This is a genomic window from Paenibacillus sp. JL3B1040 (assembly GCF_057063165.1).
On the sequence record NZ_CM169317.1, the window covers coordinates 3960933 to 3987722 of the forward strand.

At 53.9% G+C, this 26790-nt stretch carries 28 protein-coding genes; 6 read left to right on the forward strand and 22 right to left on the reverse strand.

The window, feature by feature from the left end; translation table 11 throughout:
- Positions 1-24: 24 nt before the first annotated feature.
- The 8 genes from ACZF99_RS17925 to ACZF99_RS17960 all read right to left on the reverse strand — a co-directional run bounded on the left by ACZF99_RS17925 (position 25) and on the right by ACZF99_RS17960 (position 6853).
- A complete protein-coding gene (locus tag ACZF99_RS17925; RefSeq protein ID WP_483606431.1) occupies positions 25-933 on the reverse strand; it encodes a phage tail protein in 909 nt (302 codons plus the stop codon).
- On the reverse strand, positions 923-1462 hold the full coding sequence (locus tag ACZF99_RS17930) for a YmfQ family protein (protein ID WP_483606432.1): 540 nt from the start codon (positions 1460-1462) through the stop codon (positions 923-925). The genes ACZF99_RS17925 and ACZF99_RS17930 overlap by 11 nt, the downstream gene beginning before the upstream one ends.
- A gap of 100 nt (positions 1463-1562) precedes the next feature.
- On the reverse strand, positions 1563-2681 hold the full coding sequence (locus tag ACZF99_RS17935) for a baseplate J/gp47 family protein (protein ID WP_483606433.1): 1119 nt from the start codon (positions 2679-2681) through the stop codon (positions 1563-1565).
- Positions 2681-3142 carry a DUF2634 domain-containing protein gene (locus ACZF99_RS17940; RefSeq protein WP_483606434.1) on the reverse strand — a complete coding sequence of 154 codons (462 nt, stop codon included), beginning with the start codon at positions 3140-3142 and terminating at the stop codon, positions 2681-2683. The genes ACZF99_RS17935 and ACZF99_RS17940 overlap by 1 nt, the downstream gene beginning before the upstream one ends.
- A complete protein-coding gene (locus tag ACZF99_RS17945; RefSeq protein ID WP_483612817.1) occupies positions 3135-3512 on the reverse strand; it encodes a hypothetical protein in 378 nt (125 codons plus the stop codon). Before ACZF99_RS17945 ends, ACZF99_RS17940 begins: the two co-directional genes overlap by 8 nt.
- 13 nt (positions 3513-3525) lie before the next feature.
- Positions 3526-4533, reverse strand: coding sequence for an XkdQ/YqbQ family protein (locus ACZF99_RS17950; RefSeq protein ID WP_483606435.1), 1008 nt, complete (start codon positions 4531-4533; stop codon positions 3526-3528).
- The gene (locus tag ACZF99_RS17955) at positions 4530-5171 is read right to left on the reverse strand and encodes a LysM peptidoglycan-binding domain-containing protein (RefSeq protein WP_483606436.1); all 642 of its coding nucleotides are present in this window, start codon (positions 5169-5171) and stop codon (positions 4530-4532) included. The genes ACZF99_RS17950 and ACZF99_RS17955 overlap by 4 nt, the downstream gene beginning before the upstream one ends.
- A gap of 17 nt (positions 5172-5188) precedes the next feature.
- Positions 5189-6853 carry a hypothetical protein gene (locus ACZF99_RS17960; RefSeq protein ID WP_483606437.1) on the reverse strand — a complete coding sequence of 555 codons (1665 nt, stop codon included), beginning with the start codon at positions 6851-6853 and terminating at the stop codon, positions 5189-5191.
- A 411-nt stretch (positions 6854-7264) separates the two neighbouring features.
- Here ACZF99_RS17960 and ACZF99_RS17965 point away from each other — a divergent pair, with 411 nt between their 5' ends.
- Entirely contained in the window at positions 7265-8425 is a 1161-nt protein-coding gene (locus ACZF99_RS17965) for an IS4 family transposase (RefSeq protein WP_483605706.1), read from the forward strand.
- Between the two features lie 339 nt (positions 8426-8764).
- Here the strand turns inward: ACZF99_RS17965 and ACZF99_RS17970 are convergent, their stop codons facing one another.
- The 6 genes from ACZF99_RS17970 to ACZF99_RS17995 all read right to left on the reverse strand — a co-directional run bounded on the left by ACZF99_RS17970 (position 8765) and on the right by ACZF99_RS17995 (position 13001).
- Positions 8765-8890, reverse strand: coding sequence for a hypothetical protein (locus ACZF99_RS17970; RefSeq protein WP_260071006.1), 126 nt, complete (start codon positions 8888-8890; stop codon positions 8765-8767).
- 14 nt (positions 8891-8904) lie between these two features.
- Positions 8905-9369, reverse strand: coding sequence for a phage tail assembly chaperone (locus tag ACZF99_RS17975; RefSeq protein WP_483612819.1), 465 nt, complete (start codon positions 9367-9369; stop codon positions 8905-8907).
- 279 nt (positions 9370-9648) lie between these two features.
- Positions 9649-10065, reverse strand: coding sequence for a phage tail tube protein (locus tag ACZF99_RS17980; RefSeq protein ID WP_248552074.1), 417 nt, complete (start codon positions 10063-10065; stop codon positions 9649-9651).
- Positions 10066-10092: 27 nt separating this feature from the next.
- Positions 10093-11550, reverse strand: coding sequence for a phage tail sheath family protein (locus tag ACZF99_RS17985; protein ID WP_483606439.1), 1458 nt, complete (start codon positions 11548-11550; stop codon positions 10093-10095).
- Between the two features lie 99 nt (positions 11551-11649).
- A complete protein-coding gene (locus ACZF99_RS17990; RefSeq protein ID WP_483606440.1) occupies positions 11650-12270 on the reverse strand; it encodes a hypothetical protein in 621 nt (206 codons plus the stop codon).
- Between the two features lie 242 nt (positions 12271-12512).
- Positions 12513-13001: an ArpU family phage packaging/lysis transcriptional regulator gene (locus ACZF99_RS17995; RefSeq protein ID WP_483606441.1), complete on the reverse strand. Its 489-nt coding sequence runs from the start codon at positions 12999-13001 to the stop codon at positions 12513-12515.
- 292 nt (positions 13002-13293) lie between these two features.
- On the opposite strand from ACZF99_RS17995, the gene ACZF99_RS18000 reads away from it, so the two are divergent.
- From ACZF99_RS18000 to ACZF99_RS18010, 3 genes are all read left to right on the forward strand, one after another.
- Positions 13294-13647 (forward strand): helix-turn-helix domain-containing protein, encoded by a 354-nt coding sequence (locus tag ACZF99_RS18000; RefSeq protein ID WP_483606442.1) that lies wholly within the window; start codon positions 13294-13296, stop codon positions 13645-13647.
- A 110-nt stretch (positions 13648-13757) separates the two neighbouring features.
- Entirely contained in the window at positions 13758-14357 is a 600-nt protein-coding gene (locus tag ACZF99_RS18005) for an ImmA/IrrE family metallo-endopeptidase (RefSeq protein WP_483612821.1), read from the forward strand.
- 3 nt (positions 14358-14360) lie between these two features.
- Entirely contained in the window at positions 14361-14747 is a 387-nt protein-coding gene (locus ACZF99_RS18010; protein WP_483606443.1) for a hypothetical protein, read from the forward strand.
- A gap of 40 nt (positions 14748-14787) precedes the next feature.
- Here ACZF99_RS18010 and ACZF99_RS18015 read toward each other — a convergent pair whose 3' ends face one another.
- A complete protein-coding gene (locus ACZF99_RS18015) occupies positions 14788-15993 on the reverse strand; it encodes an oxalate decarboxylase family bicupin (RefSeq protein ID WP_483606444.1) in 1206 nt (401 codons plus the stop codon).
- A 234-nt stretch (positions 15994-16227) separates the two neighbouring features.
- Between ACZF99_RS18015 and ACZF99_RS18020 the strand changes: the two genes are divergently transcribed.
- A complete protein-coding gene (locus ACZF99_RS18020) occupies positions 16228-17208 on the forward strand; it encodes a glycoside hydrolase family 43 protein (RefSeq protein ID WP_483606445.1) in 981 nt (326 codons plus the stop codon).
- A 79-nt stretch (positions 17209-17287) separates the two neighbouring features.
- On the opposite strand, the gene ACZF99_RS18025 is transcribed toward ACZF99_RS18020, so the two are convergent.
- Positions 17288-18136, reverse strand: a complete 849-nt coding sequence (locus ACZF99_RS18025; protein ID WP_483606446.1) for an MBL fold metallo-hydrolase — start codon at positions 18134-18136, stop codon at positions 17288-17290.
- A gap of 122 nt (positions 18137-18258) precedes the next feature.
- Between ACZF99_RS18025 and ACZF99_RS18030 the strand changes: the two genes are divergently transcribed.
- A complete protein-coding gene (locus tag ACZF99_RS18030) occupies positions 18259-19545 on the forward strand; it encodes a glycoside hydrolase family 27 protein (RefSeq protein WP_483606448.1) in 1287 nt (428 codons plus the stop codon).
- 258 nt (positions 19546-19803) lie between these two features.
- On the opposite strand, the gene ACZF99_RS18035 is transcribed toward ACZF99_RS18030, so the two are convergent.
- The 6 genes from ACZF99_RS18035 to ACZF99_RS18060 form a co-directional block, all read right to left on the reverse strand.
- Positions 19804-20169: a GntR family transcriptional regulator gene (locus ACZF99_RS18035; RefSeq protein WP_483606449.1), complete on the reverse strand. Its 366-nt coding sequence runs from the start codon at positions 20167-20169 to the stop codon at positions 19804-19806.
- Positions 20166-20822, reverse strand: a complete 657-nt coding sequence (locus ACZF99_RS18040; protein WP_483606450.1) for an ABC-2 transporter permease — start codon at positions 20820-20822, stop codon at positions 20166-20168. The genes ACZF99_RS18035 and ACZF99_RS18040 overlap by 4 nt, the downstream gene beginning before the upstream one ends.
- Complete coding sequence (locus ACZF99_RS18045; protein ID WP_483606451.1) at positions 20806-21672, reverse strand: ABC transporter ATP-binding protein; 867 nt, start codon at positions 21670-21672, stop codon at positions 20806-20808. Before ACZF99_RS18045 ends, ACZF99_RS18040 begins: the two co-directional genes overlap by 17 nt.
- Before the next feature lie 91 nt (positions 21673-21763).
- Entirely contained in the window at positions 21764-23977 is a 2214-nt protein-coding gene (locus ACZF99_RS18050) for an MMPL family transporter (RefSeq protein ID WP_483606452.1), read from the reverse strand.
- Positions 23978-24022: 45 nt separating this feature from the next.
- Positions 24023-24745, reverse strand: a complete 723-nt coding sequence (locus tag ACZF99_RS18055; RefSeq protein ID WP_483606453.1) for a glycosyltransferase family 2 protein — start codon at positions 24743-24745, stop codon at positions 24023-24025.
- A gap of 122 nt (positions 24746-24867) precedes the next feature.
- Complete coding sequence (locus ACZF99_RS18060) at positions 24868-26664, reverse strand: LTA synthase family protein (RefSeq protein ID WP_483612823.1); 1797 nt, start codon at positions 26662-26664, stop codon at positions 24868-24870.
- Between the last annotated feature and the right edge of the window lie 126 nt (positions 26665-26790).

Here is a 26790-nt window from a genome sequence, read left to right on the forward strand (position 1 = left end):
CCCTTCGTAATTAAATTCATCTTCTTACTCATATGCATACCACTTTACGTGATAAGGAGCTGATCCACCACCACTAAAAGGGGCTTTTACTCGAAAGCCGCCCGGTGTAATAGTTCCGAAATCAGATTTAAACGTCGCCACATCCGAAAAAGTAAAATATACCCATACACCAGTGACTTGGCTTACCGTTTGACTAAGATTGGGAGACACCAATATCTCCATATATTGTGAATAGTTCGGATTTTGGTAGGTCCATACATATGTTACAAAAACCAAAGACGGGTTGAAATTTAGTCCATTGACAATAAGTTCATACCCACTAGGTATATAATCTTTAATATCTACACCTGTAGCAAACTTCTTGCCCGTCACAATCTGCCCTATCTTCCCCGCCAACTGCGCAAATGTATCGCTGCCTGATGCCGGTACGCCTTTGCCAGTAATCGCGGCAGCGACCGCATTTTTACCGTTACTGGCAGATGTAAAAAGCTCGTTGATCGCGGCAACCGTATTGCCTTTGGCCGTTGTGAGCAAGCTGGGCAGTGAGCCAACGGCGGCATTTACTTTTGCCTGCGCCCCGGAAGGCGTCTCAGCTGCATCTGCTTTGGCCTGCGCCGCCGCTGCCGCCAGATTTGCAGCATTCGCCGTGGTTTGTGCTGCTGTGGCAGTATCAAAGGTCGCTTTGACCGCCTTCTCCGTTGCAGCAACGTCCTCCCGGGTTCCGTTGGTGGAGTTCGAGATCTGCACGATGCCAGGCTTAGTCAGGGAAGCCAGGGGAATATCGATGTCCTGAAGCTCCTCCCTGACCTCCCCCACGGCTTGATCGATCTTATCCCAGTTATCATTCAACATCGTTTGGATGTTAAAAGTATCGGCGCCATCCACCACCGGATCCTTCTTCAGCAAATTTAGATTAGGTGTGTTACTGGCCAACCGGATCACCTCCTGCAAATTTGTTTAGTGGTATTTGCTCAATTTCATTAAGAGTAAGCACGTTATGGATTTCTCGGATTAACAAATAACTGAATTCGTACACTACGGCCAAGTGTGCCGGCTTAATTTCATCGATGACCGCCCTTAAGTCATTCAGGTTAGGCGGTATACCCAAAGTGTCCACGAATTTAACGGTAAAGCTCCAATCTGCAGGCTGAAAGCTCACATCTACCGTTCCGCTATCATACGCCTCCGCCACACTCTTTACCAGCCGCCCCGAAAACTTCCCGCTGCCGCGCAGCTTGGATTCGACGACGGCACGGCGCTGATCAAGCGGCTTACTAAGGTCGGTCGCGATGCCCAACTCGCTCTCCCAGCGATCGAGGCCCCAGGTGGCCGTGCGCACAAAGAACTGCTGCAGCGTCTCGTCCAACGCTGCGAAGAGCTGGTCCAACTCCGTGCCCTTAGCATTCATGTCTGCCTGCATGACCCGGGAAGTTTCGTAGTAGCCCGGGAGGTAGGAGAACATTTCGCGCCCCCGGGGGCTGGTTAGTACAGAAACGTTGGAGCTTGCCAGTAAAGGCTCACCCGCATTCGCAAGCAAAGCCCCACTCGTCCCAAACCTCGATTCACTCATCCACATCCACCGTCCCCAGCACGGCAACCTGGCCCGTGTAGATCTCCAGGTTGGTGTCGGCGTTGCCGTTCACCATCAGCTCGGCATAGTCGATGATCGGCGGAATGTCGAGCAGAATCGCGGCAATCCGCGTAAACCGCACTAACGGGTCGGCAAAAGCCAGCTGCTTCAAATACGCACGCACGCCCTCCTCAATCTTCTTCTTCACCTCAGCCATCGTCACGCCGCTGGCGAGCGTCAGCTTCACGCGAATATCGATCGGTACCTCCTCGGCGGCCATCACCGTGACGATCGGCCCCGCCGGCGCCGCGCCTTCGCCTTGCCCGTCCCGGGTCGGATCGATGTAGGCTTGCGCCGCGGCAACGATCTCCTCGCTAGCCGCCCGCTTGTCGGCATCCAATAAATAGATGCCGACCGTCCCCGGTCCCTGCCATAACGGCTCCACCTGGGCTCCGCCCACGCCCGGCACCTCCCCGGCCCACTTCAAATATTGCGCTTTGTTCCCGCTCGTCCCCTGATTGCGCACCTGCGAGAAAAACCGCTCCAACAGCAGCTCATCCGACTCGATATCCGCACCGCCCCGCGTAGCCTCCGGGTTCGTGACGGCCGTCACGCCGCCGACCGGCGTAGCCATCACCTGAATGACGCCCGCCGGTACAACGCCCGCACGGCCTTGAACCAGCGCCCGGATCGGGGCCGTCCCCTCGCCGCGCTCATCCAACGTCACGGCTGCCGTCGTTTCGTATTCCATCGACGCCTCCGCCGAGTACTCGTCCGCCGGCGTCGCTACAACCGTCCCCGCAGGGACCGTTCTCCCCGGCTCTCCGGTAAACCGCACCACGCCGGTTGCGGCCACAGCCGGCCGCCGCGTCACCCCGTGCTCCGCCGCCCGGAGATCGAGATACTCCCCGTACGTCGTGCTCGCAAACCCGCGCGCCAGCAACTGCTGCGCCCACGCCGCCGCCTCCGACAGCATGAAGGCCGCCGGCGCCTCCGCGTCCCAAATAAAAGAACCCTCGGATTTATCGATATCCGAAGGCACCCGCTCCAGCATTCGCTGCATAATCCGCGCTTCCGTCTGATCCTGCAAATAAAGCGGCAACTCCGCCATCACGTCACGCTCCCTTCCACCAGTAACTCGTCCTCCCTTACATTTTTGACCTGGCACATAAATCGGCACCCATCCTCCCGCCAATCAAAAACAAACCCGTCCACGCTCAACGTCCGCGGGTCCACCATCAGCGTCTCCGTCGCGATCCGCCGGATTTCGCTTTCCTGAACGGCCCGGCTATAACCTTGGCCGATCAACTCCTCGAATTCCTGACCGTACGCGCGGGAGTAAATCAAGTGCCGATACCGCGGGGTACGGATCGCTTTTTCACACCACACTTTCCACGCGGCGATCTCGTCGGCAGGAGCGATTTTCCCCGTCGGCGTCATCACGAACTCCCCAGCCTCAAAGTCGAACCGCCAACTCCGGCCAAACGTGACCGCATCCAGAAGCGACTCCTGCCCGTCCGACACCACAGCCGACCAAGAATCCGCCACCATCTCCGGAAAAAGATTAGCCATTCCCGCTCACCACCCTGCACAGCACAACCGCGTCATTCCCGCCGTTCAACGGCAGCGCCAGCACGCGGTCTCCAGGCTTGTACCGGAGCGACAACACCGTTTCATCGGTTTCCGAGGGCTTGAACGCAAACTCCCCTTGTCCCTCCACACTGCCGCCCTCACTAACCCTCAACCCGCGAACGGCGCCGGTCAGCTTCAACTCCGGCAGCTTCAGCGTCCCCGGAAACTCCGCGACCAAGTACTCCTGGATTTCGTGCTTGAAGCCGTCCAGCTTCAGTCCCGTACCCGTCACGGTCCCGAGCTCCGCCGTCACGCCGGTTAACGCTTCGGCTGCTTTCTTCGCGGCATTCTCTCGCAGCGATACGGCCAACGCCGCATAAGGATCAATGGTCAAGATAATACCTCCTCTTCACGTCGTCCATCGTTGCCAGCTCCAGCGTCATATGCCCGGGGTCCCCCAGCTCATGCGAAACGGAGGTCACAATCAGGTTCAGCCCGTTAAAATTCACCTTGTCCCCGGCTCGGATCGTATTCAGATCTATACAAGTTACGGTGTAGGACTGCGCTTGACCGGTCAGCATCGACTCGGCAAATTTTTTGGCGGCGCCGACGGTTTTGACGTTCTCGTCCTGCATAATCCGTTGGAGCACCCCGTATTTGGCAGTCTCCCCGCTTGCTACGGCCAGCACCTTGGAAGGCGCGCTATCCCCCCGGTCCTCGGACCCGATCACTTTAACCCGCGTCACCGCCCCCTCCAGCGTGCGGTTTTGCGTGGCTTCCTCCAGTTGCTCCAGCTTCCAGACCCCAGTATTACTGCCGATCTTGAACAAAGTTAACCCGGCAGGCGTCATCCGCGGAATGTACATCTCCCCGCCGGCCTTCACCGTCTCCTTGAGGTCGGACAAGATCATGTTGTAGAGCGTTTGCGGGCGATAGACGGCTTTTTTCAGTTTCGTTTTCGTGTCCGGCACCGCATCGAGCGGAATGCCCCAGTCCGCCGCGTATTTCTTCAAGCGCTGAGCAGCCGTTCCCCCTGCCGGAAACAGATACTCATCCTCCGATTTCGCTAAATAAATCGTCCGGTCATACACCGTCACCGTCATGTGCTTCGTCTGTTTCAGCGTACTGGAGCAATCCCACACCACGCCCGGATGCAGCAACGGGACCATCCCACCGCCGCCCGCCTGCCCCCCGGCACTACTCCTGTCCCCCTTAAACGGGACGCCGCTGATCCGAATCTCCTGCCCCGGTTCGATCCCCGGAAAAGAAGCCGGAATGCTCAGCCCAATCGTACCTTGATAAGAAGTCTGTTCGAGCGAATCCTTGAGCGAGATACTCTCCACAACTTCCCGCAAGTAATATTGGTTTTGCAGCACCACCTCGTAACTCACTTCGGTATCACCAGCTTTTGACCGGGCCTGATGCGGTTCGGATCCTTGCCGATCGTTTTTTGGTTGGCGCTGTAAATCTGCTGCCACTTCGAGCTGTCGCCAAGCTCCAGCTTGGCGATTTTGGACAACGTGTCACCGGCTTTGACGACGTAGGTTTTCGCCGGTTGCTTCGTGTCCGGTCGGGCCGATTTGGCGTTGGAAGCCGTCCCCCCGGCAGCGGCCTGAGTGTGAATCTTCATCTCCCGCCAAGTCCGGGCGGTGAGGTCGAAGTACACGTCCCCCGGCTCCCCGCCCCGAAAGGTGCTGTTGTGCGCGGCGATTGTCACCAGCACGTTTACAGCCGTACCCGTGATAATCATTCGGACCGGCGACCCGCTGTTCATCATCGCGGTTAATCGGTTCATCGCCTCCTGCGGATCGGGGAGATCTTGATAGTTGCAATACCCCGGATCATATGCCGCCGGAAAAAAAGAAGAGAAGGCGATCTCCTTCACCTTCTCTCCAGCCGGAAAGTCGTATTCCCCCAGCGATACGATATTCACGGTCTCCACGCCTTTGCTCCGCGAGATCGTAATCTCCTCCGGATTGACGGGAAACACGAAGTTTTGACCCGTCCCATCGATAAAATGAATTTCCATAAGGCTCCTCCCCTCCCCTATTTCAGATTTTGCATGGCGAACCGCACCTCGTTGGCGATTTTCCAGCCGGCCGCCTTCGCGAGTTCGTCGTAATTGATCTCGTCTTTGTTCACGGTGAGGCTAAGCGCCCCCCGGGATAAGGAAACATTAATCTGAGGCACTGCAGAGGTTGGATTTGCTCTGTCCTTCGGACGGTTCGAGTTCCCCACATACGGATTTATACCAGACAAGCTCGGAGCGAGCTGCGGAACCGAAGATAAGCCCATACTCCTCCCCACCGGCAAAGGGGACGCCTTCGGAGTTGCCTTCTTGTCGGCGGCTTTCTTTTTCTTAGAAAAAAGGTTATACACAAATCCACCCAATTTATCTCCAATGAAGTCACCGCCCATCGCGCCCAACGTCGCCCCGATCGCTGTCCCCGCTCCGGGAATGATCGAACCGACAGCACCGCCTACGAAACCGCCGATAGAAGAAACCACCGCGGAAGTGGTCGCCTTCACGCGTTCTTTATTGTTCTGAGCCGTTGCGATTACAGTTGCGTTCGACAGTAAACCTAACGGCCCCGGAAGCTTGATGCCCTTGCCGATCTTCCCGATCAGCCCCCCGGCTTTGCCTAATAACTTCGCTCCGAAGCGGTCAACCGAGCCCGCTCCTTTGGTTAACAACTCCGGAAGGCCACTGCCGCCCAACAAATCTCCCCCTGTGCTTAGGAGCATCCCAGCCCCAATTTTCCCCAGAGAGCCAGCGATACCGCGGCCGGAACTCGGTTTAGGCAGTTGTACTCGCGGGAGCTTCGTATTCATAGGTCTCCGTCCCCTTGAAGCACGACCAGTTCGTTTCCCCTTAGCTCCGGTTCCGCCGATATAACCGCCACCGCCTGAACCACAGTTGCAATTACAGGTGACTTCGCATTTGCACACGATTTTCTTGTCATTTTCATCTTTTTTGAAAATGTATTTGTCAATCAGTTCTTTCGTGCCTTCCTTGGCGTAGTCCTTCGATACATCCTTTCGAACATCCTTCGTGAAGCCGAACAAGGATCCTACCGACTTTTCCAGAAGCCCTTTACTTTCAGGCCCGGTGCTTTCGGGGACTTTACTTTTTCCCGCCTCAGCGACTCGATTCGATAACGGGTCGTATCCATCCGGCATCGGGTAACCCGGTTTCGCGGACAAGGGCGCGTCCTTCTTCCACATCCCCTGAACTTCAGGCTCGGGCGGGGAACTCACGGCCTTTCCTGACCATCCTAGCGCTGCTCCAATCGCCGAGGAAATCCGCCCCAGCGTGCTTTTTCCCTCTGAGCTTACCCATCCGGCAAAAGAGTCGCCAACCATCGCCTCCCAATCTACCCCCGCTGCAGTAACCTGCCATGGGGTAGTAGTTAGCGCGGCAAGGGAAGTTCGGAGCTTCAATGCGAAAGGAGAGACGCGATCGCTCAATTGCACCATAGGTTTCGCCGTCGTTCGTTGCAGACGGTCCAGCGCTTCCTCCGCCTTACGGGCGGCGGGCGTCAAACGGTCCTCCAACGCAAGGATGGGTTTGATCCGGGTTTTACCCAGCAGACCGGCCCGGCGCTGGGTTTGCTGCAGAAGCTTGTCCAGACTGCGCAGCTTTTTCTCGGTTTTGTCGATATTGCGGTCGTCGATCTCAAAATCAAGCTCGAACTTCTCATTGACAGCCATAGCTTACCTCCTTTCTCCATGTTTTTGGTGAGCATGGGCTCTACCGAACTAACATAGAACCCTCTGCTGGAATGCCCGGTACTCGATCATCAGTACACCTGAAATCCGAAAATAAGAGCAAGAATGCAGTTAATTCTCCCATTTATCGGGTTTTTCCGAAAATAGTTGCAAGCATGCAGTTATTCCCAGTAAAACGGCCGAATTCTCACTAGCCTTGCACCAAACCTGACATAAGAAAAATAATATTCTCACAAATTCCTAAATATTGAAGAAATTGATGGAATCACTCTGGAAATCCATAAAAAAACTCCTAATGTTGAAGGATAGGCATGTTACCCATTCCTCTCACAAAAGGAGCTCACCATGGGTAATGTACCAGATCAGACCGTCATTTGTAAATGCCTAGATTACATGGATTTATCCGACGATCATTTTCCGTTGTTTAATTATCGTCGCAAGTTCACTTTCGTCAAAGCGGTTAAGCTGTTGATCGAAGCCCAATTAAGCCAACGTAGCGATTTGGAGGCCATTAGCCTTCATCTCGATGCGAATCCGCAGTTACAACAAGATATTGGTCTTGTCCGCATCAGCGCTTCTCAGATTGACCGGACCTTAAACGCACTTCCATTAGTGGAACTGCAAGAGCTTTGGTTCCAATTGATCTCTAAGCAAAATCAGGTTTGTTCAGCGCAAAAAGGGGCTCATCTCGGAAAGCTGCGCATCATCGATTCGACGGTGTTGTCTCTTCCAGAGATGGCGGGTAAATGGGCTTATAATTCACAGACAAGCAATGGCATTAAGATTCATACGAGTGTCGTATTAGCCCGCCCAGGCCTCTGCTATTGCGATCAGATGGTCTGTTCCACTCGAGGCGTCGCAGACTCGGAAGTCGCGCTGGATCTCGTCGTCGATCCCAAGGCGATTCATGTGATGGACCGCGGTTACATTGTGTATAGCCAATTCAAGCATTGGTTAGAAAACAATATTCGCTTCGTCGCACGTATCCAGAAAAACAGCCGAACCGTTGTGAAGGAAGAACGCGATGTTTCCGAGTTCCCTTCGATCCTTCGCGATGCCGATGTCACCGTATCCTACACGGATAAAGAAACGAAAGAACAAGTGGAGGTTTCTTTGCGATTGGTGGAATACATCGATGACAAAGAACGTCTGTACCGGGTTCTGACAAACGTATGGGATCGAGCAGCTGTACAGATCAGTGACATCTATCGTGGGCGCTGGGCCATCGAGCTGTTTTTCAAATGGATGAAACAACATGTAAGTCTTGTTCATCTATACAGCTACAAGCCAGAGGCGGTGTGGAACCAAATCTATTTGGCGATGATTGCTCATGCCTTACTGCAGTTGATTCATCAAGAGTCCGCACCCCCTCAGCGCTTGTGGTCCTTTTTGAAGATGCTGCGAGCGTATATAACATCCTCATGGACTGCATTTGTGGAGCGATTGAACCGCAAGCCGACCAAGCATTCACTTGGTAGGCGTAAGAAAAAGAAGCTCGGTCGCCCTCGAAAGCATCCTAAGGTGCACAAGACCGTAAAATTGATCAAGAAATAGTTACACAAGGGCATATATACAATAATTGGTAACATGATCCTATGCTTACAGGGAGATCGACTTTTTGGCGATGAGCCTGGATAACTAACTGCAAAATATTTGATCTAGATACATTTCATGTATACTTTTGATTCTTAATCCAATCCATGTCAGCTTCTATGCAAGGCTAGTGCCGAATTCTCAAAATTCTCAGAAAATAACTGCACCTACGCAGCTATTTAGCCGATTGGACGGAAATGCGCGGAAATAACTGCATCTAGGCCATTATTTCGATGGCATCGTGCCGCTCGATTGATCCTGCACATGACTTGTCCAGTTAATCTCTCGGCGATCCACGCCTCACAACATCTCCAGCTCCCTTTCCGAAAAAGCCCGCAGCAGCAAGCGCTCTCCCTTGGGGAGCGACCAGTATTCCCCGGGGCGAAGATGATGCCGCGTCCACATATGGAACAGCAGCGTCGTCATGCCGCCGGAGTCGATTAGTTTTTTACGTCTTCGATGTCCACCCCGAACCCGGAAATCTCCAGCACTTTATCGCCGACGGCGTCGAGCTCCCCGGCCAATAGCAGGCGGCGCACCGCCTCTTCTCCGCCGGACAGCTTCAACCGGCTGGTCAGGCGCTCGTCGCCCCAGCCGCTCAGCTTGACGCTGTGCGTCTCCGCGCCGCGATCACTGCCGCCGGTCTTTTTCACCACCTCCAGCGCCGAGGTGGCTTCCTTGATCAACGCCGCGTTAAACAGCTCGCTGTCGATCTTCTCCGTCACCTGGCCTTTGGTCGTCTTGCGTACCGTGCAACGTTCACGGATCGCGTCCACTTTGCTGGACGTCAGGCCGCGCAAGGTCACGCGCAGTCCCAAGCGTCCGATAAACACGGCCTCTTCCGGCAAATTCGCCGCGGTTTCGAACAGACTGTCCAAGATTTCCTGCTCATGGACCGGATCCATGGATTGATAATCGCCCAAGATAGCTTCCTCCCTTAGATATATAAATGTAAATGGCGGTTGCTCAGCAATAGAACCCCCGCCGGAGCAGGCCGAAGAATAGCGGGATAAATAGCCACAAATAACGCCCATCCTACCGCTATTCCTCCCGCCAACCGGCAATAAGCAAACATAACGCCCAAAATGTCCGCTAGGCTTCGCTCGAAATTGGTTTTCCGTCCATCGACTAAGGCCACAGTTCACCCTCGGCAGCCCTCAGCCGCTCCGCTCCGTCATTCCTACTTAAGACGCCACGATCGGGTCCAGCAGCTCGTACGACTCGAACGTAAACGGCGTTTCCTCCGTCACCTCTTCGCCGGCGGTCCAGTTGGCCAGCACGATTTTGTCGACCATGCAGTTGTTCAGTTGGATACGTTCGAACCCGTAGGCTTCCGGATCGTCCAGCTTATGAATGATCGAAAATTTCTGAAAGCCGCGCGCGATCATGTCGGACGTGACCTTGTAGCCGCTCATCGTGCCGGTGCCTTTTTTGCGCCCCAGTTTGTACACCGTATAATCGGTGCCCACGAGGTTCAGCTCCTTCTTCTCCGCTTCGACGCTCGCTTCCAGGTGATTCAGGTTCGACTGCCATACCCCTTCGATAAAAATCTGGCCAAACGTCCCCATCATCACGCGGCCGGGATCAAGAAATTGCGCCATCCTTTAACTCCTCCTCCAACTTAAAAGTTATTGCACGTAAAACGTGCCGAAAATCTGCTCCATCACATCGGTATCGTCCGCCGTCCAAGCCAGGAAAACCTGATCGTCCTCCGGCGTGAATTGCGGCGCGCTGCCGTAAAACCGCGGATCCGGCATCACGTCGAATCCCGTCGCCTCGATCACGTTCTCGGCGGCCAATGTTTGCAGATACTGTTTTCCCGCGCCGATCAGCGCCAGACGTCCCTCTTCGGTGTTGTTCACTTTGCCGATGTAGGCATCCTCGGCGGTTCGCTGCAAGTCGGCGTTGATCTGGTCCATGACGCGGATTTTGCGGATTTTCTTCCAGCCCTTGTTCTGCCCCTCGCGAGGCGAAATGAGGCTGTTCACGCCGCGCAGCGCCTTCACCCGGCGGCCGTCGTGCACGAGCAGGAACACCCCGCCCTGCACCGCCTGCTCCTGCTCGGAGCGGGTCCAGCGCCGCGTCACATCGTCGAACGGCGCGGCGGCGTACGTCGTCGACGCCTTCAGCGGCTGGCCGGCGATCAAGCCCGCGACCCAAGCGGCCACCTGCGCGGACGAATACGCCCGGCCGTTCAGCACCGCGCCGGTGCCGACGTTGACGACGCCTTCGTGATCGATGGCGGCGCTGCGCGCCACCGCTTTCCCGACGGCATCGGATGCGGTATCGTCGGCCGCGGAGCCGCCCAGCACGGCGATGACGCCTTTGCCTTCGCCGCGGACGCGCTTGACCCAAGCGACGACGCTGGTCCGCAAAGCCGCGTCCGACACGCCGTCCAGCGTAAGCACGTGGAAGTCCTGCGTCTCGAACGCGGACAAAGCCGCAGCGTAATCGGCGTTCGTGATCCCGGCGATGCCGCTGTCCCCGCCGGTCAGGGACGCTCCCGACACATCGGCCAGCAAGCCGCTGTCCAGCGCTTCCGCAACGATCCAGGCGTTGGCCGGATCGCCGTTGACGGCCGCTGCCGCTTGTACCGCCGTTCCGTCGCCCAACGGGAACGTGCGCAGCAGCGCCGTACCTTCATACAGCTTGAGCTCCTTGCTGCCGGGAAGCGATAGGCTTGGGCCGACCGATACGGTAAAGCCGTTTCCGCGTTGACCGGGATATTTGGCCTTCACCCGCAGCGCCGGATTATTTGAAGCATCCTGAAGCGTGAGCGACGCCTCCGCCGCGGATGCCCCGGCCAGCCGGTAAGCCAGCATTTTCTTCGGACCGCCCAGCAAAGCGAGATACAACGTACCGTACGCCGTCGCGCCGTCCGTCTCGTCGAGGGAAAACAACTCTTGAATCGCCGCCTCCCCGGCCACTTCCACGAATTGTCCGACCGGTCCCCAATGGGCTTTAACCGGGGCGACAACGACGCCGCGCGCCCCTGCCTGGATCGCGTTCCCCGCCGCGCTGACGAAATTCAGATACAGCCCGGGCAGTACCGGCTGATCCGTTACATTCCATGTTCCTCCTGCCATAATTACCAGCACCTTCTTCCTCAAAAATTAGTCGGCAAACCGTTTCGCTTCGCCGATTTGAACCCCTTTCCGCTCCGCCCCGGCAACCGGGGGAAACGTTCATCTCATTTTCGATTGATAAACAACGGACCGCATCAGCGGCGCTTCCGCCGCCGGCTTCGACGTTCGCCGAATCAACGTGACGGTCAGCGGCCCCTGCACCGTCTCGCTTCCCGCCGCCCCTTCCGGCGGCACGCTTATCTTCGGATCGGCAACGCGCAGATACCGCTTGGCCGCGGCGTCCAACGGAATTTTCACCGCCGTGCCGAGCGCTTCCAGCAGCCGCAGCATCGCCGCATGCTCGCGATCCGCGTCTTCCGCCAGAATAAAAGCCGTCATCCGCTTTTGAACCTCGTAAGACGACGGACCCAACGCCCGCACGTCCATGCCGATCATCCGCCACATCACGGCTGGCGCGGCCGCTTCCGGCGGCCACATCCCGGAGTAGGCCTTCCACTCCGGGCCTAACGCCGCCAACGACCATTCGGCTAATCCCGTCATCCACGGGTCGCTGGTGATCGGCGCCGGTACCGGAGTCGGCGTCATCTCTCCTTCTGCAATGGCAATCACCTCCTTTCCGGCATGAAATCGCCGTGTAAACAGCGCGGCAGGCTGCAGAACTGCTTCGTTCCCTCCAGCCGCCCCCAAATACAGCCCTGGCAACGCGCCGGTTGAACCCATTCGGGTTCAGACGGATATGGCGGCGTTTTGTTCTTTTTCCGCATCGGCACCCCTTCCTTCCAAAACAAAAACCGCTGACTTACCCAGCGGTTTTCATCGATTTGATTCGGCTGAACAGTAACTTTTCCTTTCCACGCTACCAATGTAACACGGGGAAAACCAAACGAACGGACAAGTGTCGGACATCCACCGGACAGCTATCGGACAACGCCCAGCTCTTTAGACGCAAAAAAGGCCGGCTTTCAGCCGACCCCGTGTTGTGCCGTTTGCGATGCTTCTTGATAAACCTCCAGCCTCATGGCTGCCGCCAGAAGGCGGATCGCGCTGGCTTTGATGCGGCGGTACGTCCGGTCGCTGATGCCCATTTCGCCGCAGCTGACGAAATCGTATTCGGCTTTCTGATCCAAATAGCTTCGCCGGATCACCTCCCGCTGCTCCTCCGACAGCCGCTCCATCGCGAGGTCCAGCAACTGCGATTTGCGAATCAGTTCCGCTTCCTGATCCACGTTTCCGATCGCCAGCCGTTCCGTCGGTTGGCTTACCGTGTGGGTAGCGCCGTGAAACCTCGGCTCATAATCTGATGTGATGAACGCTTCCTTGCGAATCCATCCGACCTGCCGGTAGCGCCTGACTTCCTCCAATCGCTTTTCCACGGCCGCCCGGGTTGCCGCTTCGTCCACCGGCAGCGAATCGAATAAAGCATGATACACATGAATGCGTCTTCTCCCCATATCATTTCCCTCCTATAGTTCATTGCCATTTTGGCAAATATCAAACAGGCTCTTCGACTAAACTCCTTGCTTGTCCAAGCGTGAGTCTGGCTTAAACTTCCCTCGCACCGCTTGCACCTCCTCTTTTTTACCAATCTGGTAACCTCACCCTGATTATATGTTGCCAATTCGGTAATGTCAAGTCTGCTTATTGCCGATTTGACAACACAAAAAAATTGATCTCTTTCATCCCACTTTACCAATTTGGCAACCTATGCTACACTAAATGAAACGGCAAGGAAGAGGAGTAATCATGCAAACGCTAGGCGATCGGATCAAATATCTTCGTGAACAACGTCAGCTCACACAAAAAGACCTCGCCTCCCAAGCGGACATTTCGGTCGTGCAGTTGTCCCGATATGAGACAAACGACCGCAAGCCGGATCCGGAGGTGCTGCGAAATATCGTTGATGCGCTGGATACGAGCGCCGATTACTTGCTGGGCCGGACACCCGATCCGTCCCCTGCGGCGGAGAAAGGCGCGAGCTTGTCTTTTTTCGGCGGTCCCGAAGCGTATACGGCCGATGAAATCGCCATGATGGAAGCCGCTTTGAGAGCTTATCGGGAGCAAAAGAAGAAGCTGCTGAACGGGGACGAAGCGAAGTAGAGCGAAGTTAACCAACCCTATAAATAATGCCAGCAACGAAGGCCCTGATTCTTAAGGGCCCTTATTTCGGACGTTGAACCGAACATACATTCTGATTCGGGGTGATTTGGATGTTGTATGCCTATTATTATGAGACCCACCTGGAGCAATGGATCCATACAAAATATCTGGACCGCGGGATGTCGACGCCCGCCGATCTTGACATTGAGCGAATCGCCGAAGCTTTTGGCGTCGGGTTGGTTTACGGGAATCATCCCTCTTTCTCGGATAACGAGGAGAACGTGATTTTCCTGAATAAGCATATGGAGGCGGGGCAGGCGCGAATCGTCTTCTTCCATGAGCTGTGCCATGTGCTGCGCCACGCCGGAGACCAGCGTAGGATGACGGAGCTGTTCATGCATGCCCAGGAGACCGAAGCCGAGCAGTTCGCGCTCTACGCCGCCATCCCGTTTTATATGTTCGCCAAGCTGCCGGTGCCGGATCATCGCAGCGAGGCGGTGGCCTTCGTCGCCGAACAGTTTCGCGTTCAACCGGAACTGGCCGAGCAGCGGCTGGATCAAATCCAGCGGCGGGTGCTGCACGGCAGCCTGATCGCGGCGGCCCAAGAAGCCAACCGCCGCCAGCGCGAAGCGGAGCGGGGCTGGTCGCCCGAGACCCGGCGCATGTTGTCCCAACTGGAACGGCAAATCGGCGGACAAGGAGGGCGGTAACCGATGCGCATTGCGGCGTATTGCGATTTTTACGGGGACGCCACCCGGCCGCTGCAGTTGATCGTGGATGCCCGGCCAGGCGAACTGGATTGGTCGAAGACGTTATATCTCCCGGTTTCCGGTCCGTTTGAGCCGTTTGCGCCCGAAGACTTCGGCGATTTGCCCGGGGTTTCCGTCCTGCTGGAAGACCTGGTACGCCTTAAAGTTCAAGAACCGTCGGAATGCTCCGACGGTTCCGAGCCGAATGCGGGACTTCCCGTTCAAGACCGGCAATGCCTCGGCGTTCTTCTCCCGCAAATCGCCGCCCGCTGCGGCGATCCGTACGAGATCCAGCGGCTGATCGTGCAGATGGATGACGTCGAGGAGGTTCTTAGCTGTCAACGGAGGTAATGGACGGGGATTATGGAGTTGGGCATGGCGGTCGTCAGCGTCAACTGCGGTCGTACTTCACAACCGGCCATTTTTGCTTTCGCAGCGCATCCATCAGCAGAGGCCCGACGTGCAAATTATCCTGTACCAGCTCGCGGGGGGTCAGCGCCATCCATTGGTTGAGCGACACGTCGGCGAACCGGTCGCTGCGGAACATTTCGAGAAACCAGATGCTGCGGTCACCGGTATTCTGAATATAATGGCCATAGGCGAACGGCACATAACCTACATCCCCGGCTCTTACGTTGAACGTCCGGGCAACGCCGCCTCCGGCGAATACGGTCATGCGCCCTTTGCCGGACAAATAATACTGCCACTCGTCGTTGTTCGGATGCCAATGCATCTCCCGCATGGCCCCGGGCTTGATCTCCACAAGGGCAGCCGCAATCGTCTTGGCGATGGGAAAGTTCGTGGAATCGGCAATGCGCACGGTCCCGCCCGGCGTCGTGATCGGTTTCTGGGCCAGCAAGCTATGCTTGAAGCTGACGGGAATTTCGCCGTACGGCGAAGCGACCTTCTGGCTGGCAATCGGTCCCGGAACGCGATCCTGGTAAATGTACACCTGTTTCCCTGGAATATGCTCGAACGCTTTGCGGGGCACACCGAAGTTGGCGGAGAGCACTTCCTTGGGCGTGTGGGCGAACCAGTCGGAAATCGACAAGGTGTTCAAGTCGGAGAAATGCCCGTCATCGAACACAAGCAAGAATTCGCAGCCTTCCTCCAGCCCTTGAATCGAATGGGGAATCCCCGGCGGGAAATACCACAAATCCCCAACGCCCACATCGGCGATAAAGTTCCGGCCATCCTGATCCACCGCCGTAATCCGAGCTTTGCCCGAGATCATGAACGACCATTCCGCCTGTTGATGCCAATGCAGTTCCCGCACTCCCCCCGGCGTCAGACGCATGTTGACCCCAGCCAGCGTTGTGGCGACCGGCAGCTCCCGAATCGTAATTTCCCGCGACCAGCCCCCATGATTCAACTGCATATGCGTATCCGAAAAAGAAAACTTCAAATTCGGAATCAATCCGTTGTCGGTCACCGGAGGAACCAGCATATCGGGATTTTCGCGATCCCGCATCACATCCCGCGGTCCCGTATCGGTTGCGCCGCTGCCGTCATCGCGTATCGGCTCGGGCACGGTTAACGCCCCGGTGGCTTGGTTTTCCGGCTGCCTTGAGGCGGATGGATCCAAATGATTCGTCATCGATCATCACTCCTTTCTCCTGAACATGCCAATGTTAATTTTTTTCCATATTAATCCTACAGTGATCCTATTCCTTCGATAGGAGAAATATGTTCCGGCAAAGCCGTCCGTCTTCCTATAAAATCCGACGATTTTGGAGAAAATAACTTCAAGCGGTTGATAGTTGCTTGTGCATCTGTATAATTAAAGTTAGTAAGTTTAGTCAACAAACTAACTAGGTAAAGGGGAATCCTGATGGAAAGACCTGTACGTCCGAATGAACCCATCGTTACGCACATTTTTACGGCTGACCCATCCGCCCATGTGTACGACGGCAAAATCTATATCTACCCCTCCCATGATCTCGATCACAACGGTCCCGACAACGATAACGGCGACCAATACGCGATGGAGGACTACCATGTCCTCTCGCTGGATGATTTCAACTCTCCATGCGTCGATCACGGCGAAGCCCTGCATCTGCGGGATATTCCTTGGGCGAGCCAGCAACTGTGGGCTCCCGACGCCGCTTACAAAAACAATACGTATTACCTCTATTTCCCCGCGCGGGACAAAGAGGGCATCTTCCGCATCGGCGTAGCTACGAGTTCCTCGCCCGCGGGGCCGTTCACGCCGCAAGAAAGCTACATCTCCGGCAGCTTCAGCATCGATCCGGCCGTCCTCGTCGATGACGACAACCGCGCCTATATGTATTTCGGCGGACTTTGGGGCGGCCAGTTGGAGAAGTGGCAAACCGGAACCTTCAAGCCGGACGCCGAGGGACCGGCACCGGATGCGCCGGCGCTGGGGCCACAATTCGCCGAATTAAGCGACGATATGCTCAGCTTCAAATCGGCGCCGCAGGAGATTTCCATCGTTGACGAAGACGGAAATCCGCTGTTGGCCGGGGACGAAGACCGCCGGTATTTCGAGGGGCCATGGGTGCATAAATACAACGGTTATTACTACCTGTCCTATTCGACCGGAACCACCCACACGCTCGTCTATGCGATCAGCAAGAACCCGCAGGGCCCTTACGTATTTAAAGGTAAAATTCTGACGCCGGTCATCGGCTGGACCACGCACCATTCCATCGTGCAATTTCAGGACAAATGGTATTTGTTCTATCACGACAGCTCGTTGTCCGGCGGCGTAAATCATAAGCGCAGCGTCAAGTATACCGAATTGCATTACAATTCGGACGGCACAATCCAAACGATCGATCCGTATAAATAAGAAAAAACGGGGGAGCGTCAACCGGCATCATGCAGCCGGCGATGCTCCTCCGTTTTTTCTTTGCGCTGCCTTTCGCCGCTCACTGCTTTACGTATTTCCCGTAATCCGGGATGGCGACACGGTCAAACTCGTTCGCCAGTTGAAGCAAGCCGTCCGTCAACACTTGGCCGGATACGGGACGTCCGTGACCGGTAACCGCTACGGCAGGCTGTAGGGCCGCTAATTTCCTGACGGATTCCCATGCGGCTGCCCAATCGGTGGTCAGGTATCTTGGCGGACCGCTGATTTCCACTTCCTGTGTCAGCACCTTATACAACGCATCCTGCCTAACCGTCACGAACGCGTCCGCCGCAATCAATGCGCGGTCTTCGTCCCTGAACAACGACACATGACCCGGCGTATGCCCCGGGGTGTGAATCCAACGAAAGTCGGCCAAATGCGGCACGCTTCCGTCCGTCGGGAGCGGCTGAACATGGTTCCCCAGCCGAATAGGCTCATTGGGGAACAAAGCGGACATTTTGGCAACCATACCGCCTTCTACGGTGGGATCTGGTTCCGGGTAACTCTTTTGTCCCGTCAAATAGGGGATTTCCCATTCATGAGCGTATACGGGAACGTTCCAGTGCTCAACCAGCTCGATCACCGCGCCTACATGGTCAAAATGTCCATGCGTCAGAAGGATGGCTTTCGGCCGGCAGCCCGCCCCGTAGCGAGCTTCCGCAACGGAGATGATTTCTTTCGCCGACCCGGGCATTCCTGCGTCAACCAGGACAAACTCCTGCGCGGTCGGGTCTCCGACGAAGCAGATATTCACGATTTGGAGGGTATGGCAATAAAGGTCCGGGAGCACCTCAACGCCGTGACCGCTTCCAACCGAAGTGGCAGGGATATATTTATAATCGCTCCCGTACTCCATTTCCGTATCCATAGGTTTATTCTCCTTTGAAATTATGGGATAATGACCTTATCGTTCCAATCCCTTGGCAGGGTTATTCATGCTATGGATATTCTATTATGCTATGCTCGTTGATCTGTAGAGGAGTGATGAACATGGACCATCGGCTTGTCGCACCTGCTCCGCCGCTTGGCTGGAACAGCTGGGACTGCTACGGAGCGGCCGTAACGGAAGACGAAATTCGCGGCAATGCGGAGTACATGGCGAAGCATCTTAAAGCATTCGGCTGGAGCTACATTACCGTCGATATTCAGTGGTATGAACCGGGGGCCCATTCCTCGCAATATCGGCCGTTTGTCCCGCTCGTGATGGACGGCTATTCCCGGCTTATGCCTGCCGAAAACCGTTTCCCCTCCGCGGCGGGAGGCCAAGGCTTCAAACCGTTGGCCGATTATGTGCACAGCCTTGGACTGCAGTTCGGCATTCATATCATGCGCGGCATCCCCCGGCAGGCTGTTCACGCCGCTTCCCCGATTAAAGGGACTTCCGTTTCCGTAACGGCACGCGATATTGCGCATACAAATTCCATTTGTCCCTGGAATACGGATATGTATGGCGTAGATGCCTCAAAAGAAGGCGCGCAGGCCTATTACGACTCGCTTTTTGAATTGTATGCCGCGTGGGGCGTCGATCTGGTGAAGGTGGACGACATCGCAGCTTCAAAGCTTTATGGCACTCACCGGCCGGAAATCGCCTTGATCTCCCATGCAATCCAGCGATGCGGCCGCCCCATGGTGCTAAGCCTCTCCCCCGGGCCGGCTCCCGTTGAACACTCGGATTTCTTTGTCGAGCATGCCAATATGTGGCGGATGACGGACGACTTCTGGGACCAGTGGCCGCTTCTGCGGGACATGTTCGACCGCTGCCGGGCCTGGCAGGGCATACCGCAAGCCGGTTCCTGGCCGGACTGCGACATGCTACCGCTCGGCCACATCGGCATACGCTCGGTGGATGGCGGCGGGGCCGACCGCTGGACCCGGTTCACCCGAGACGAACAGTTGACGATGATGTCGCTCTGGAGCATCTTCCGCTCGCCGCTCATCTTTGGCGGCGAAATGCGGGATAACGACGAATGGACCTTGGCGTTGCTGACCAATCGCGAAGTGCTGCGCATGCACCGGGAGAGCCGAAACGCCAGAGAAACGATCCGTCAAGGGGATCTCATCGTTTGGACGGCCGAACATCCCGAAGGGTTCAGCTATGCCGCCGTGTTCAACGTCGGCGAGAGCCCGCTGCCGCTGGACCTCCCCCTGGAGCGGATTGGCCTGTCGGGCGTTGCCGCAGGGTCCGAGCTGTGGAGCGGAGCGCTGGCCGAACTTGCGGCGGACGTGCTTCACACCACGGTACCGCCGCACGGAGTGCGTCTGTATCGGTTTTATTGAGCGTGTCATAGGGTCTCTTGCGCACCGCTTTGTACGATTATCCCTCTCGTTCAGGAACAAGAGCTGTTTCTGATCAAAAGGGATAATCAGGCAAAGCGCTCATCCGACGTACACCTGTAACTTATTCAATAACAAGCATACGCGGAGAGGTTGCAGCCACTAATCTGGAGGACGCCCATGAACCCAGCCCGGCGGAAAGGATCGTCACGACAAGCTTTGTTCCGAGAAGACGCGGGTCAGACCGTTCGTATGAGCGAGTTAATAAACCTTCTTCAATACTTCGATCACTTCTTCCAAACTTAGGCCAAAGGACTTGTAGTAAGCCACCTCGCTAGCCATTTGCTCCGTAACCATTTCACTGCGTATTCGCCGCATCTCCTCGGGTGAAAACTCAGCCACAAAGCAACCCTTGCCTGTAATCGTACGGATCAACCCGCGCCGTTCAAGCTCTTCCCAAGCCTTCTTGACGGTGATGACGCTGACGCGCAGCTCATGGGCGGCTTGCCTGATCGGCGGCAGACAATAGCCGCTTTCCAGCTCGCCCTGCAAAATTTGAGCGCTGATTTGTTCGAAAAGCTGCTGATAAATCGGTTTCTCGGAGGTGTTCGAAATCGCTACGTTCATTGGATTTCCACATGAAGGAATCGTTTGATCGCAATCCGGCAAGCCATAGCGGTAAGCGCTAGGAAGATCACGATTCCCGCGATCAGAATATAGGCTTGAAGCGCCGCACTGCTCGCTTCCGTCCCATAGAAAATGCGGTTTATCCCCGAGTTCTGAATCCCGAGCCATTGGGCGATCCCGGCGAACAACGTGGCAGCCACGGTGGAGGCAAGCAGCGCCATGCCGAATTTATACGCCGTCTTGTAATACATCGGAATAAAGATCAGGTTGAAAATCGCCAGCATCGCAAAACAGAGACCAAAGAACCCCAAATTCGGCGGGAAGAAAATATAGGTCAAATCCGGATACAAGCGGAGCGTGATCATGCCAAAGACTAGGGCAACCACCAGATGCGCCGTTTCCAATCCCGCGATCACGAATACCCGCGCCTTCACGATGTCCCGTTTCGTGACAGGCATCATCGAGGTAAACATCAAATCGTTTTGCGATCTTAATTGGTTAAACATATTCGGAATGGTGATCCAGCAAAAATACAGGATCACGATAAAGTAAATCCAGCCGGGAATGAACATCAAGGCGCCGGTCAAGAATGGCATAATTAAAAACAGGGGATGTACACCCAGCTTGATATCTTTCTTAATCAAGTTCACCATGGATTTGCTCCTCCTTCTTCGTATAATAAATCACGATCTCCTCCAGGCTTGGCGTGGCGGCTTTGATGCCAGCGGAGGGATCGAAGTCGCTCGCGTGGATCAAGCCCGTAAACCCAAACGAATTCGTTTTATAGGATATCATCCGGTCCTTCACCCGGTCCAGTTCGCTTGCGGAACCGTTCAGCAGGAGATAAGTCTCTTTGAATTCTTCCTTCTCGCAGCTTAGAATAATTTGCCCGTTTGAGATAAACGTAATGAAATCCGCGCACTTCTCCAAGTCGGAGGTAATATGCGTCGAGAATAGAATGCTGACTTCACCGTCTACGATCAGTTCTTGGAAAATATCCAGCAAATCGTCTCTTGAAGCCGGATCAAGCCCGCTTGTCGGCTCGTCGAGAATCAGAAGCTTCGCTCCGTGAGACAAAGCAAGAGCAAGGCTGTATTTGACCTTCATGCCTGTCGACAGATCGGCGATTTTTTTGTTCTCATTCAGTTTGAATCTTCGCAAGTAATAGGAATAGGTCTCCTCGTCCCAATTCCGGTAGAACTTCTTAATCGTATCGGTCAATGTCTTGATTTTGCTGCGGGTATAAAACTCGACGCCTCCGAAAGCGAATCCGATGTCCTGCTTCAATTCAAGCTCATGTTCAGCCAGCTTTCTGCCCAGAATATGAACCTCGCCGCTATCGATATGCGTCATATTCAATATCGATTTGATTGTGGTTGTTTTACCTGCACCGTTGACTCCGATAAAACCCATGATGTACCCTTTCTCCAGTTGGAACGAAACCTCTTTGAGTTCAAAGTTCGGGAATTTCTTATTTACGTTTTGAATATCCAACGCCAGCATTCGGTACCTCCTCAAAAAAAATATTGTGCATACCGTGTATGCACAATATATCACCGAAGAGGGGGTTCGTCAATTCATTTATACTGCTATGCTATTCATTCAACCGGACTTGCCCGGCATAGGACTTTGGCTCTTTGCCCTTTTCGGAATACTCTTTCATGATCGTCTCCCCTTCAATATCGAAGTTAGGGAGTATTTTATCTAACCATTTAGGGAAGTACCAAGCGGATTTGCCCAGTAAAGTCATCACGGCGGGTACAATCGCCAATCTCACGACAAAGGCATCGAACAAAACGCCGACTGCCAGGGCCAGTCCCATTTGCTTGATCGTAGGATCATGGGAGAAGATAAAGCCAGAGAATACCGAGATCATGATTAAACCGGCCGCCGTAACGACAGCTCCATTTTCCTTCAAACCCGCATGAATCGCTTTTTTCGCATCGCCGGTATGCGCAAATTCTTCGCGCATTCGGCTAACGAGGAAGACTTCGTAATCCATGGATAAACCGAACAGGATGCCGATACACAGCACCGGCAAGAGGAACAGGATCGCACTCTCCCCGGGGAAGCCGAACAGATCTAGGAAATTGCCGTCCTGCACAATGAATACCGTAAATCCTAAAGTTGCGCCAATGGAAAGAACAAAACCGAGAACCGCTTTTAACGGGACAAGCAAGGATCTGAAAACGACCATCATGAGTACAAAAGCGAAAGCAACAATGAGAATGGCAAAGGTCGGTAAAGCGCTCATGATTTGTTCCGTGATATCTATATTAATGGCCGTAGCTCCTGTAACCAACAACTCTACGCTCCCCTGATCGGACAGAGCCCTAATTTCATTTACGAGGTCTTTGGTTTCCGGAGCGTTTGGCCCATCCTCCGGGGTCACACTCATTAAGAACATATCGCCGCTTTGGTTCGGCATCGCAGGCGTAGCGCTTTTTACGTGATCCAATCCGCTAATTTGTTCCGACAGGGACTTCAACTTGTCCGGAGCGGCAGCCTCCGGATTGGCAGGATCGGCAATCACGACTAATGTAGAATGGAATCCGGCTCCATACGCTTCCGTTAACAAATCGTACCCTTGTCTCTCTGCCGTTTCATACGGCTTATTCCCATCGTCAGGGAGTCCGAGATTCAAATGGAAGAACGGGACGGTCATGACTACTAATAGGGCTATACCGACGAATGCGACGACAAAAGGATTTTTCGTAACAAATCTGCTCCATGCATTGGTGTCCGTATCTTTTTTCTTGTTGGCCCGCGTCAACTTCAAGATCCATCGATTGCCTTTGTCCGGTTGAATTCGATGACCCATGATTCCCAAGATCGCCGGCACAACCGTAATGGCTACAATAATCGAAAGCAACACGACCACTGCCGTCGCGATCCCCATCGTGGTCATGAACGGGATATCCACAACGATCAGCCCTAACAGAGCAATAATCACGGTGATTCCAGCAAATACAACGGCATTGCCGGCCGTACCGTTGGCGATGGCGATCGACTCGTGTACGGAATATCCTTTTTTCAGTTGTTGTTTGAATCTGGAGAAAATGAACAGGGAGTAATCTATCCCCACGGCAATCCCCAACATTCCTGCCAAAGTGAGGGATATCGATGAGACATCGAAGAAGTTCGTTCCCAGCATGATTAACAAGGCGCCGGTACCAACACCGATTAGTGCGATAAGTATCGGCATTCCCGCCACAAGCAAGGAAGCAAAAGTAAGCGCCAAGATCACATAAGCCATAGCGATGCCCAAAACTTCTCCCGGTCCTCCGCCCGCTTTGGTTTGTTCAAATTTAACCGTCCCGCCTAACCCCGTCTCAATGCCTTGTTCCCGTGTTAGCTTCAAGCTGTCTTCCACCCTGTCTTTGGACGCTTGAGACACCTGATCCGCGGGAGAATTATAAGTAACGACCGCATAACCAATTTGTTTATCCGGGTTAATATTCCCAAGCTCATACGGCGTTGCCACGGAAATGACCGCCTGATCCTCCTGAATCTTTGCTAGCAGGTCGCTAATCGCCGCTTTGCTTTTTTCCGAATCTAAAGGTTCATTTGCGGGAGCTTTAAAGACAATGTTGACTTGCCCTTTTTGTTCGCCGCCCGTAAATTGTTCCTGCAAGATGGTCATGGCCTTTTCCGATTCGGTTCCCGGTATGGAAACATCCTCACTAAACGACGTGCCCATGCTCAGGATCAGTGCGCCCAAGAGAGCCATGAGCAAGATAAAAGCCGTAATCACCTTTTTACTATTTGAACCTGTCCAACTTCCGAGCTTATACAACCATTTTGCCACTTTTTCTCTCTCCTCTCATTCCTATCCGAATCCAGTTGTCGATACTCAGTTTGAAAACTGCTGTACTTTCCTGATTTTGTAACGGACCATTCGCTTGCTAAGGCAGCGAACCACCACGGCGTCCATGCATCCTGCAAAAATATTTTTCAGAACATGGGGTCTGGGGCCTCCGTTTCTTCGTTTGCGGTAGCTGACCGACACCTCAATGACGGAAAATCCGTTCATCTGCGCCATTGTCGAAATAAAGCGGTGCATCCCCTTGAAAAGATATAGGCTATCCGCTACTTCCCTTCTGAATAACTTCAGGGGACAAGCCGAATCTTGAAGCTTCCCGCGGGTGATCCATCTGCGAAGGTGATTTCCGGCTCGGTAAGACAACCTCTGGATCCATGACTCCGGAATATCGTTCCATCTGCCATTGACACAATCCATTCTTTCAATGAACGGCATCATTCTGAATATATCCCGAGGATCTGTCTGAAGGCCGGCATCCATTAATGCAATGAGATCTCCATCGGAATGTCGGATTCCAGCCCAAATCGCTGCGGCCGGACCATAATTTCGAGCCAAATGAATGACCTTTACCCGCGAGTCGTATTGAGCGATCTCATTTAATTGCTGCGAACTTCCATCGCGGCTGCCATCATTCACAAACACAATTTCATAGTTTTCATGCTGGTTTCTCATCGCTTCAATAATGTCCAAGTAAAGATCGTTTATATTTCGCCTCTCATTATAGATCGTTGCAATCACTGAAAGTCGAGCCATATCACGTCACCTCCTCGTTCAAGTGAGCTTAACTTCTAACATGACCCTATCTTACAGTTGAAAAGTGCAAGTCGCATCGTCCAAAAGGGCTCCGGTCGGTTGCCCTTTCGGGCAGCCCCTCCTCACCGAGAATCATCCCGGTTCGGCAGTTGTCGAAGATAGCTGTTGGACAGATTCAAGAGCAGTTGCCCCGCTTCGAATTGGTTCTTTGTGGAACCGTTCTGAATGAGATGATTATCTTCTAAACTGTAATTGCTTCCATCCTCATAATCGTTGCCGGTCACATAAATACTCGTGTCGTTAAGAAACGATCCGGTCGGCAGAAAATGCCTCAGCGGGATCAGATTACTGCTCTGATTGAACAGGTCCTGACCGAAATACAATTGATCCCTCAGCGGCACACCCAGCAAATTAGCCACTGTTGGAAGTATATCGATTTGTCCGCCCGTGCCGGCCACCACCTTCGGCAACTGCCCGCCCGGCGAGTGGATAATTAGTGGGACGTTGAACATATCGGCGTAACCGTACTTATGTCCGATCAAAGATTCCAGAAGATCTTTCTCGTTGCGGTTCAGCGTATACATCGGCAAACCTTGATGATCGCCATAAAAAACAAGGAGGGAATCTTCCCATAAGCCGCTATTCTTCAAACCCTCCAGAAATTGCCCCATCGCATCGTCCGCGTAATTTTGCGCGCGAAGGTAGTCCCCCAAAAGCGTACCCTCGTATTCCTCAGGCAGGGTCATTCCGTACTTTTCCTCCGGAATATGATAAGGATGATGTGCACTCATGGAAATCACCATGGCATAAAAAGGCTGCGAATTCGCATCCAAACGGACTAACTCCGGCAGCGTTTTCTTGTAAAGCACCTCATCGGAGGAGCCGAAGGCGATATAATCGTCCTTGCCGAAGAAAGCCTCATCATAATAAGTTTTAAAGCCGACCGCTTTATACAAATCGTTTCGGTTCCAAAAATCAACACGGTTCGTATGGAAAGTGGCTGTATAATACTGGTGTTGATTTAGAAGCCGGGGCAAACTCGGCAAATCCTTCTCCATGTAATCCGAAGAGGTAGCAGGCTCGTTCGGGGGGACATAGAAAGAAGTATTCACCACGAATTCGGCATCCGACGTCGTTCCTTGTCCGGCATTCGCATAGAAGTTACGAAAATACGTGTTCTCCCGAGCCAGTCGATTGAGATTCGGGGTAATCTCATGACCGTCCAAAGTTAAACCGATGAGGAAGTTCTGAAACGATTCCAACTGTACGATAATCAAATTTTTCCCTTGATCAAGGCCAAAATATTTCGATACCGTCGGCATCGTGACACCTTTTATGGACTGTATCCTCTGCTGCGTAATGTCTTTGGAGTCTATCATTTCTTCGTCATTAGAAGCGTCGGCAAGCAAGGTATAGACTTCGTAATTAAGAATCCCCATGCTCCCTGCCTTTTTGATTTCATTCATATTGGCCTGATTAGGCCAGACATTGAAAATACAAAGTCCCAGCGAGACGGATAATGTGCAAGAAAGTACCTTTTTACTGAGCGGTTGCACGCCCCATTGCTTCCATTTCGCAATATACTTTGGCTGAAACATAAAGAGGATGAAGAGAACGACATCCAAAAAAATAAACAAATAGTACGGTGCAATCAGGGAGTACGTACTTTCTCCCAAATGCGTGATTTTTTGGGCTTGCCGCAAATGATGATAAGTCGGGATCACCCCATAGTATTTGTAATACATCAATACGGCAAAATAGATTAATGACATCAGAAAGTTAGACAGCATGTAGTACAACATCTTTCGTTTTGCGGCGAACCATTCAATCAAACTGAACACGATCAGAAAAAACGGGAATTCCGTAATCACCGTGCTCCAGCCCGGCCCTTCGTTAAATACGACATACCAGGCGACCATGCTTTTCAACAGTAGAACTACACTAAAGACAACAAGAAGTCTTCCTCGTTCATTCATTATTTTTGGCATTTCTCTCTGTTCCTCAGTTGTTCAGATTTAGGTGTGCCGGTCACTAGCCCCTATCTT

Bases quoted from the DNA above. Each gene is read 5' to 3' on its own strand.
- ACZF99_RS17930 (WP_483606432.1), bottom strand. From the start codon at position 1,462: ATGTTCTCCTACCTCCCGGGCTACTACGAAACTTCCCGGGTCATGCAG.
- ACZF99_RS17935 (WP_483606433.1), bottom strand. From the start codon at position 2,681: ATGGCGGAGTTGCCGCTTTATTTGCAGGATCAGACGGAAGCGCGGATT.
- ACZF99_RS17940 (WP_483606434.1), bottom strand. From the start codon at position 3,142: ATGGCTAATCTTTTTCCGGAGATGGTGGCGGATTCTTGGTCGGCTGTG.
- ACZF99_RS17955 (WP_483606436.1), bottom strand. From the start codon at position 5,171: ATGGAAATTCATTTTATCGATGGGACGGGTCAAAACTTCGTGTTTCCC.
- ACZF99_RS17960 (WP_483606437.1), bottom strand. From the start codon at position 6,853: ATGGCTGTCAATGAGAAGTTCGAGCTTGATTTTGAGATCGACGACCGC.
- ACZF99_RS17965 (WP_483605706.1), top strand. From the start codon at position 7,265: ATGGATTTATCCGACGATCATTTTCCGTTGTTTAATTATCGTCGCAAG.
- ACZF99_RS17970 (WP_260071006.1), bottom strand. From the start codon at position 8,890: ATGACGACGCTGCTGTTCCATATGTGGACGCGGCATCATCTTCGCCCC.
- ACZF99_RS17975 (WP_483612819.1), bottom strand. From the start codon at position 9,369: ATGGATCCGGTCCATGAGCAGGAAATCTTGGACAGTCTGTTCGAAACC.
- ACZF99_RS17980 (WP_248552074.1), bottom strand. From the start codon at position 10,065: ATGGCGCAATTTCTTGATCCCGGCCGCGTGATGATGGGGACGTTTGGC.
- ACZF99_RS17985 (WP_483606439.1), bottom strand. From the start codon at position 11,550: ATGGCAGGAGGAACATGGAATGTAACGGATCAGCCGGTACTGCCCGGG.
- ACZF99_RS17990 (WP_483606440.1), bottom strand. From the start codon at position 12,270: ATGGGTTCAACCGGCGCGTTGCCAGGGCTGTATTTGGGGGCGGCTGGA.
- ACZF99_RS17995 (WP_483606441.1), bottom strand. From the start codon at position 13,001: ATGGGGAGAAGACGCATTCATGTGTATCATGCTTTATTCGATTCGCTG.
- ACZF99_RS18000 (WP_483606442.1), top strand. From the start codon at position 13,294: ATGCAAACGCTAGGCGATCGGATCAAATATCTTCGTGAACAACGTCAG.
- ACZF99_RS18005 (WP_483612821.1), top strand. From the start codon at position 13,758: ATGTTGTATGCCTATTATTATGAGACCCACCTGGAGCAATGGATCCAT.
- ACZF99_RS18010 (WP_483606443.1), top strand. From the start codon at position 14,361: ATGCGCATTGCGGCGTATTGCGATTTTTACGGGGACGCCACCCGGCCG.
- ACZF99_RS18015 (WP_483606444.1), bottom strand. From the start codon at position 15,993: ATGACGAATCATTTGGATCCATCCGCCTCAAGGCAGCCGGAAAACCAA.
- ACZF99_RS18020 (WP_483606445.1), top strand. From the start codon at position 16,228: ATGGAAAGACCTGTACGTCCGAATGAACCCATCGTTACGCACATTTTT.
- ACZF99_RS18025 (WP_483606446.1), bottom strand. From the start codon at position 18,136: ATGGATACGGAAATGGAGTACGGGAGCGATTATAAATATATCCCTGCC.
- ACZF99_RS18030 (WP_483606448.1), top strand. From the start codon at position 18,259: ATGGACCATCGGCTTGTCGCACCTGCTCCGCCGCTTGGCTGGAACAGC.
- ACZF99_RS18035 (WP_483606449.1), bottom strand. From the start codon at position 20,169: ATGAACGTAGCGATTTCGAACACCTCCGAGAAACCGATTTATCAGCAG.
- ACZF99_RS18040 (WP_483606450.1), bottom strand. From the start codon at position 20,822: ATGGTGAACTTGATTAAGAAAGATATCAAGCTGGGTGTACATCCCCTG.
- ACZF99_RS18045 (WP_483606451.1), bottom strand. From the start codon at position 21,672: ATGCTGGCGTTGGATATTCAAAACGTAAATAAGAAATTCCCGAACTTT.
- ACZF99_RS18055 (WP_483606453.1), bottom strand. From the start codon at position 24,745: ATGGCTCGACTTTCAGTGATTGCAACGATCTATAATGAGAGGCGAAAT.
- ACZF99_RS18060 (WP_483612823.1), bottom strand. From the start codon at position 26,664: ATGGTCGCCTGGTATGTCGTATTTAACGAAGGGCCGGGCTGGAGCACG.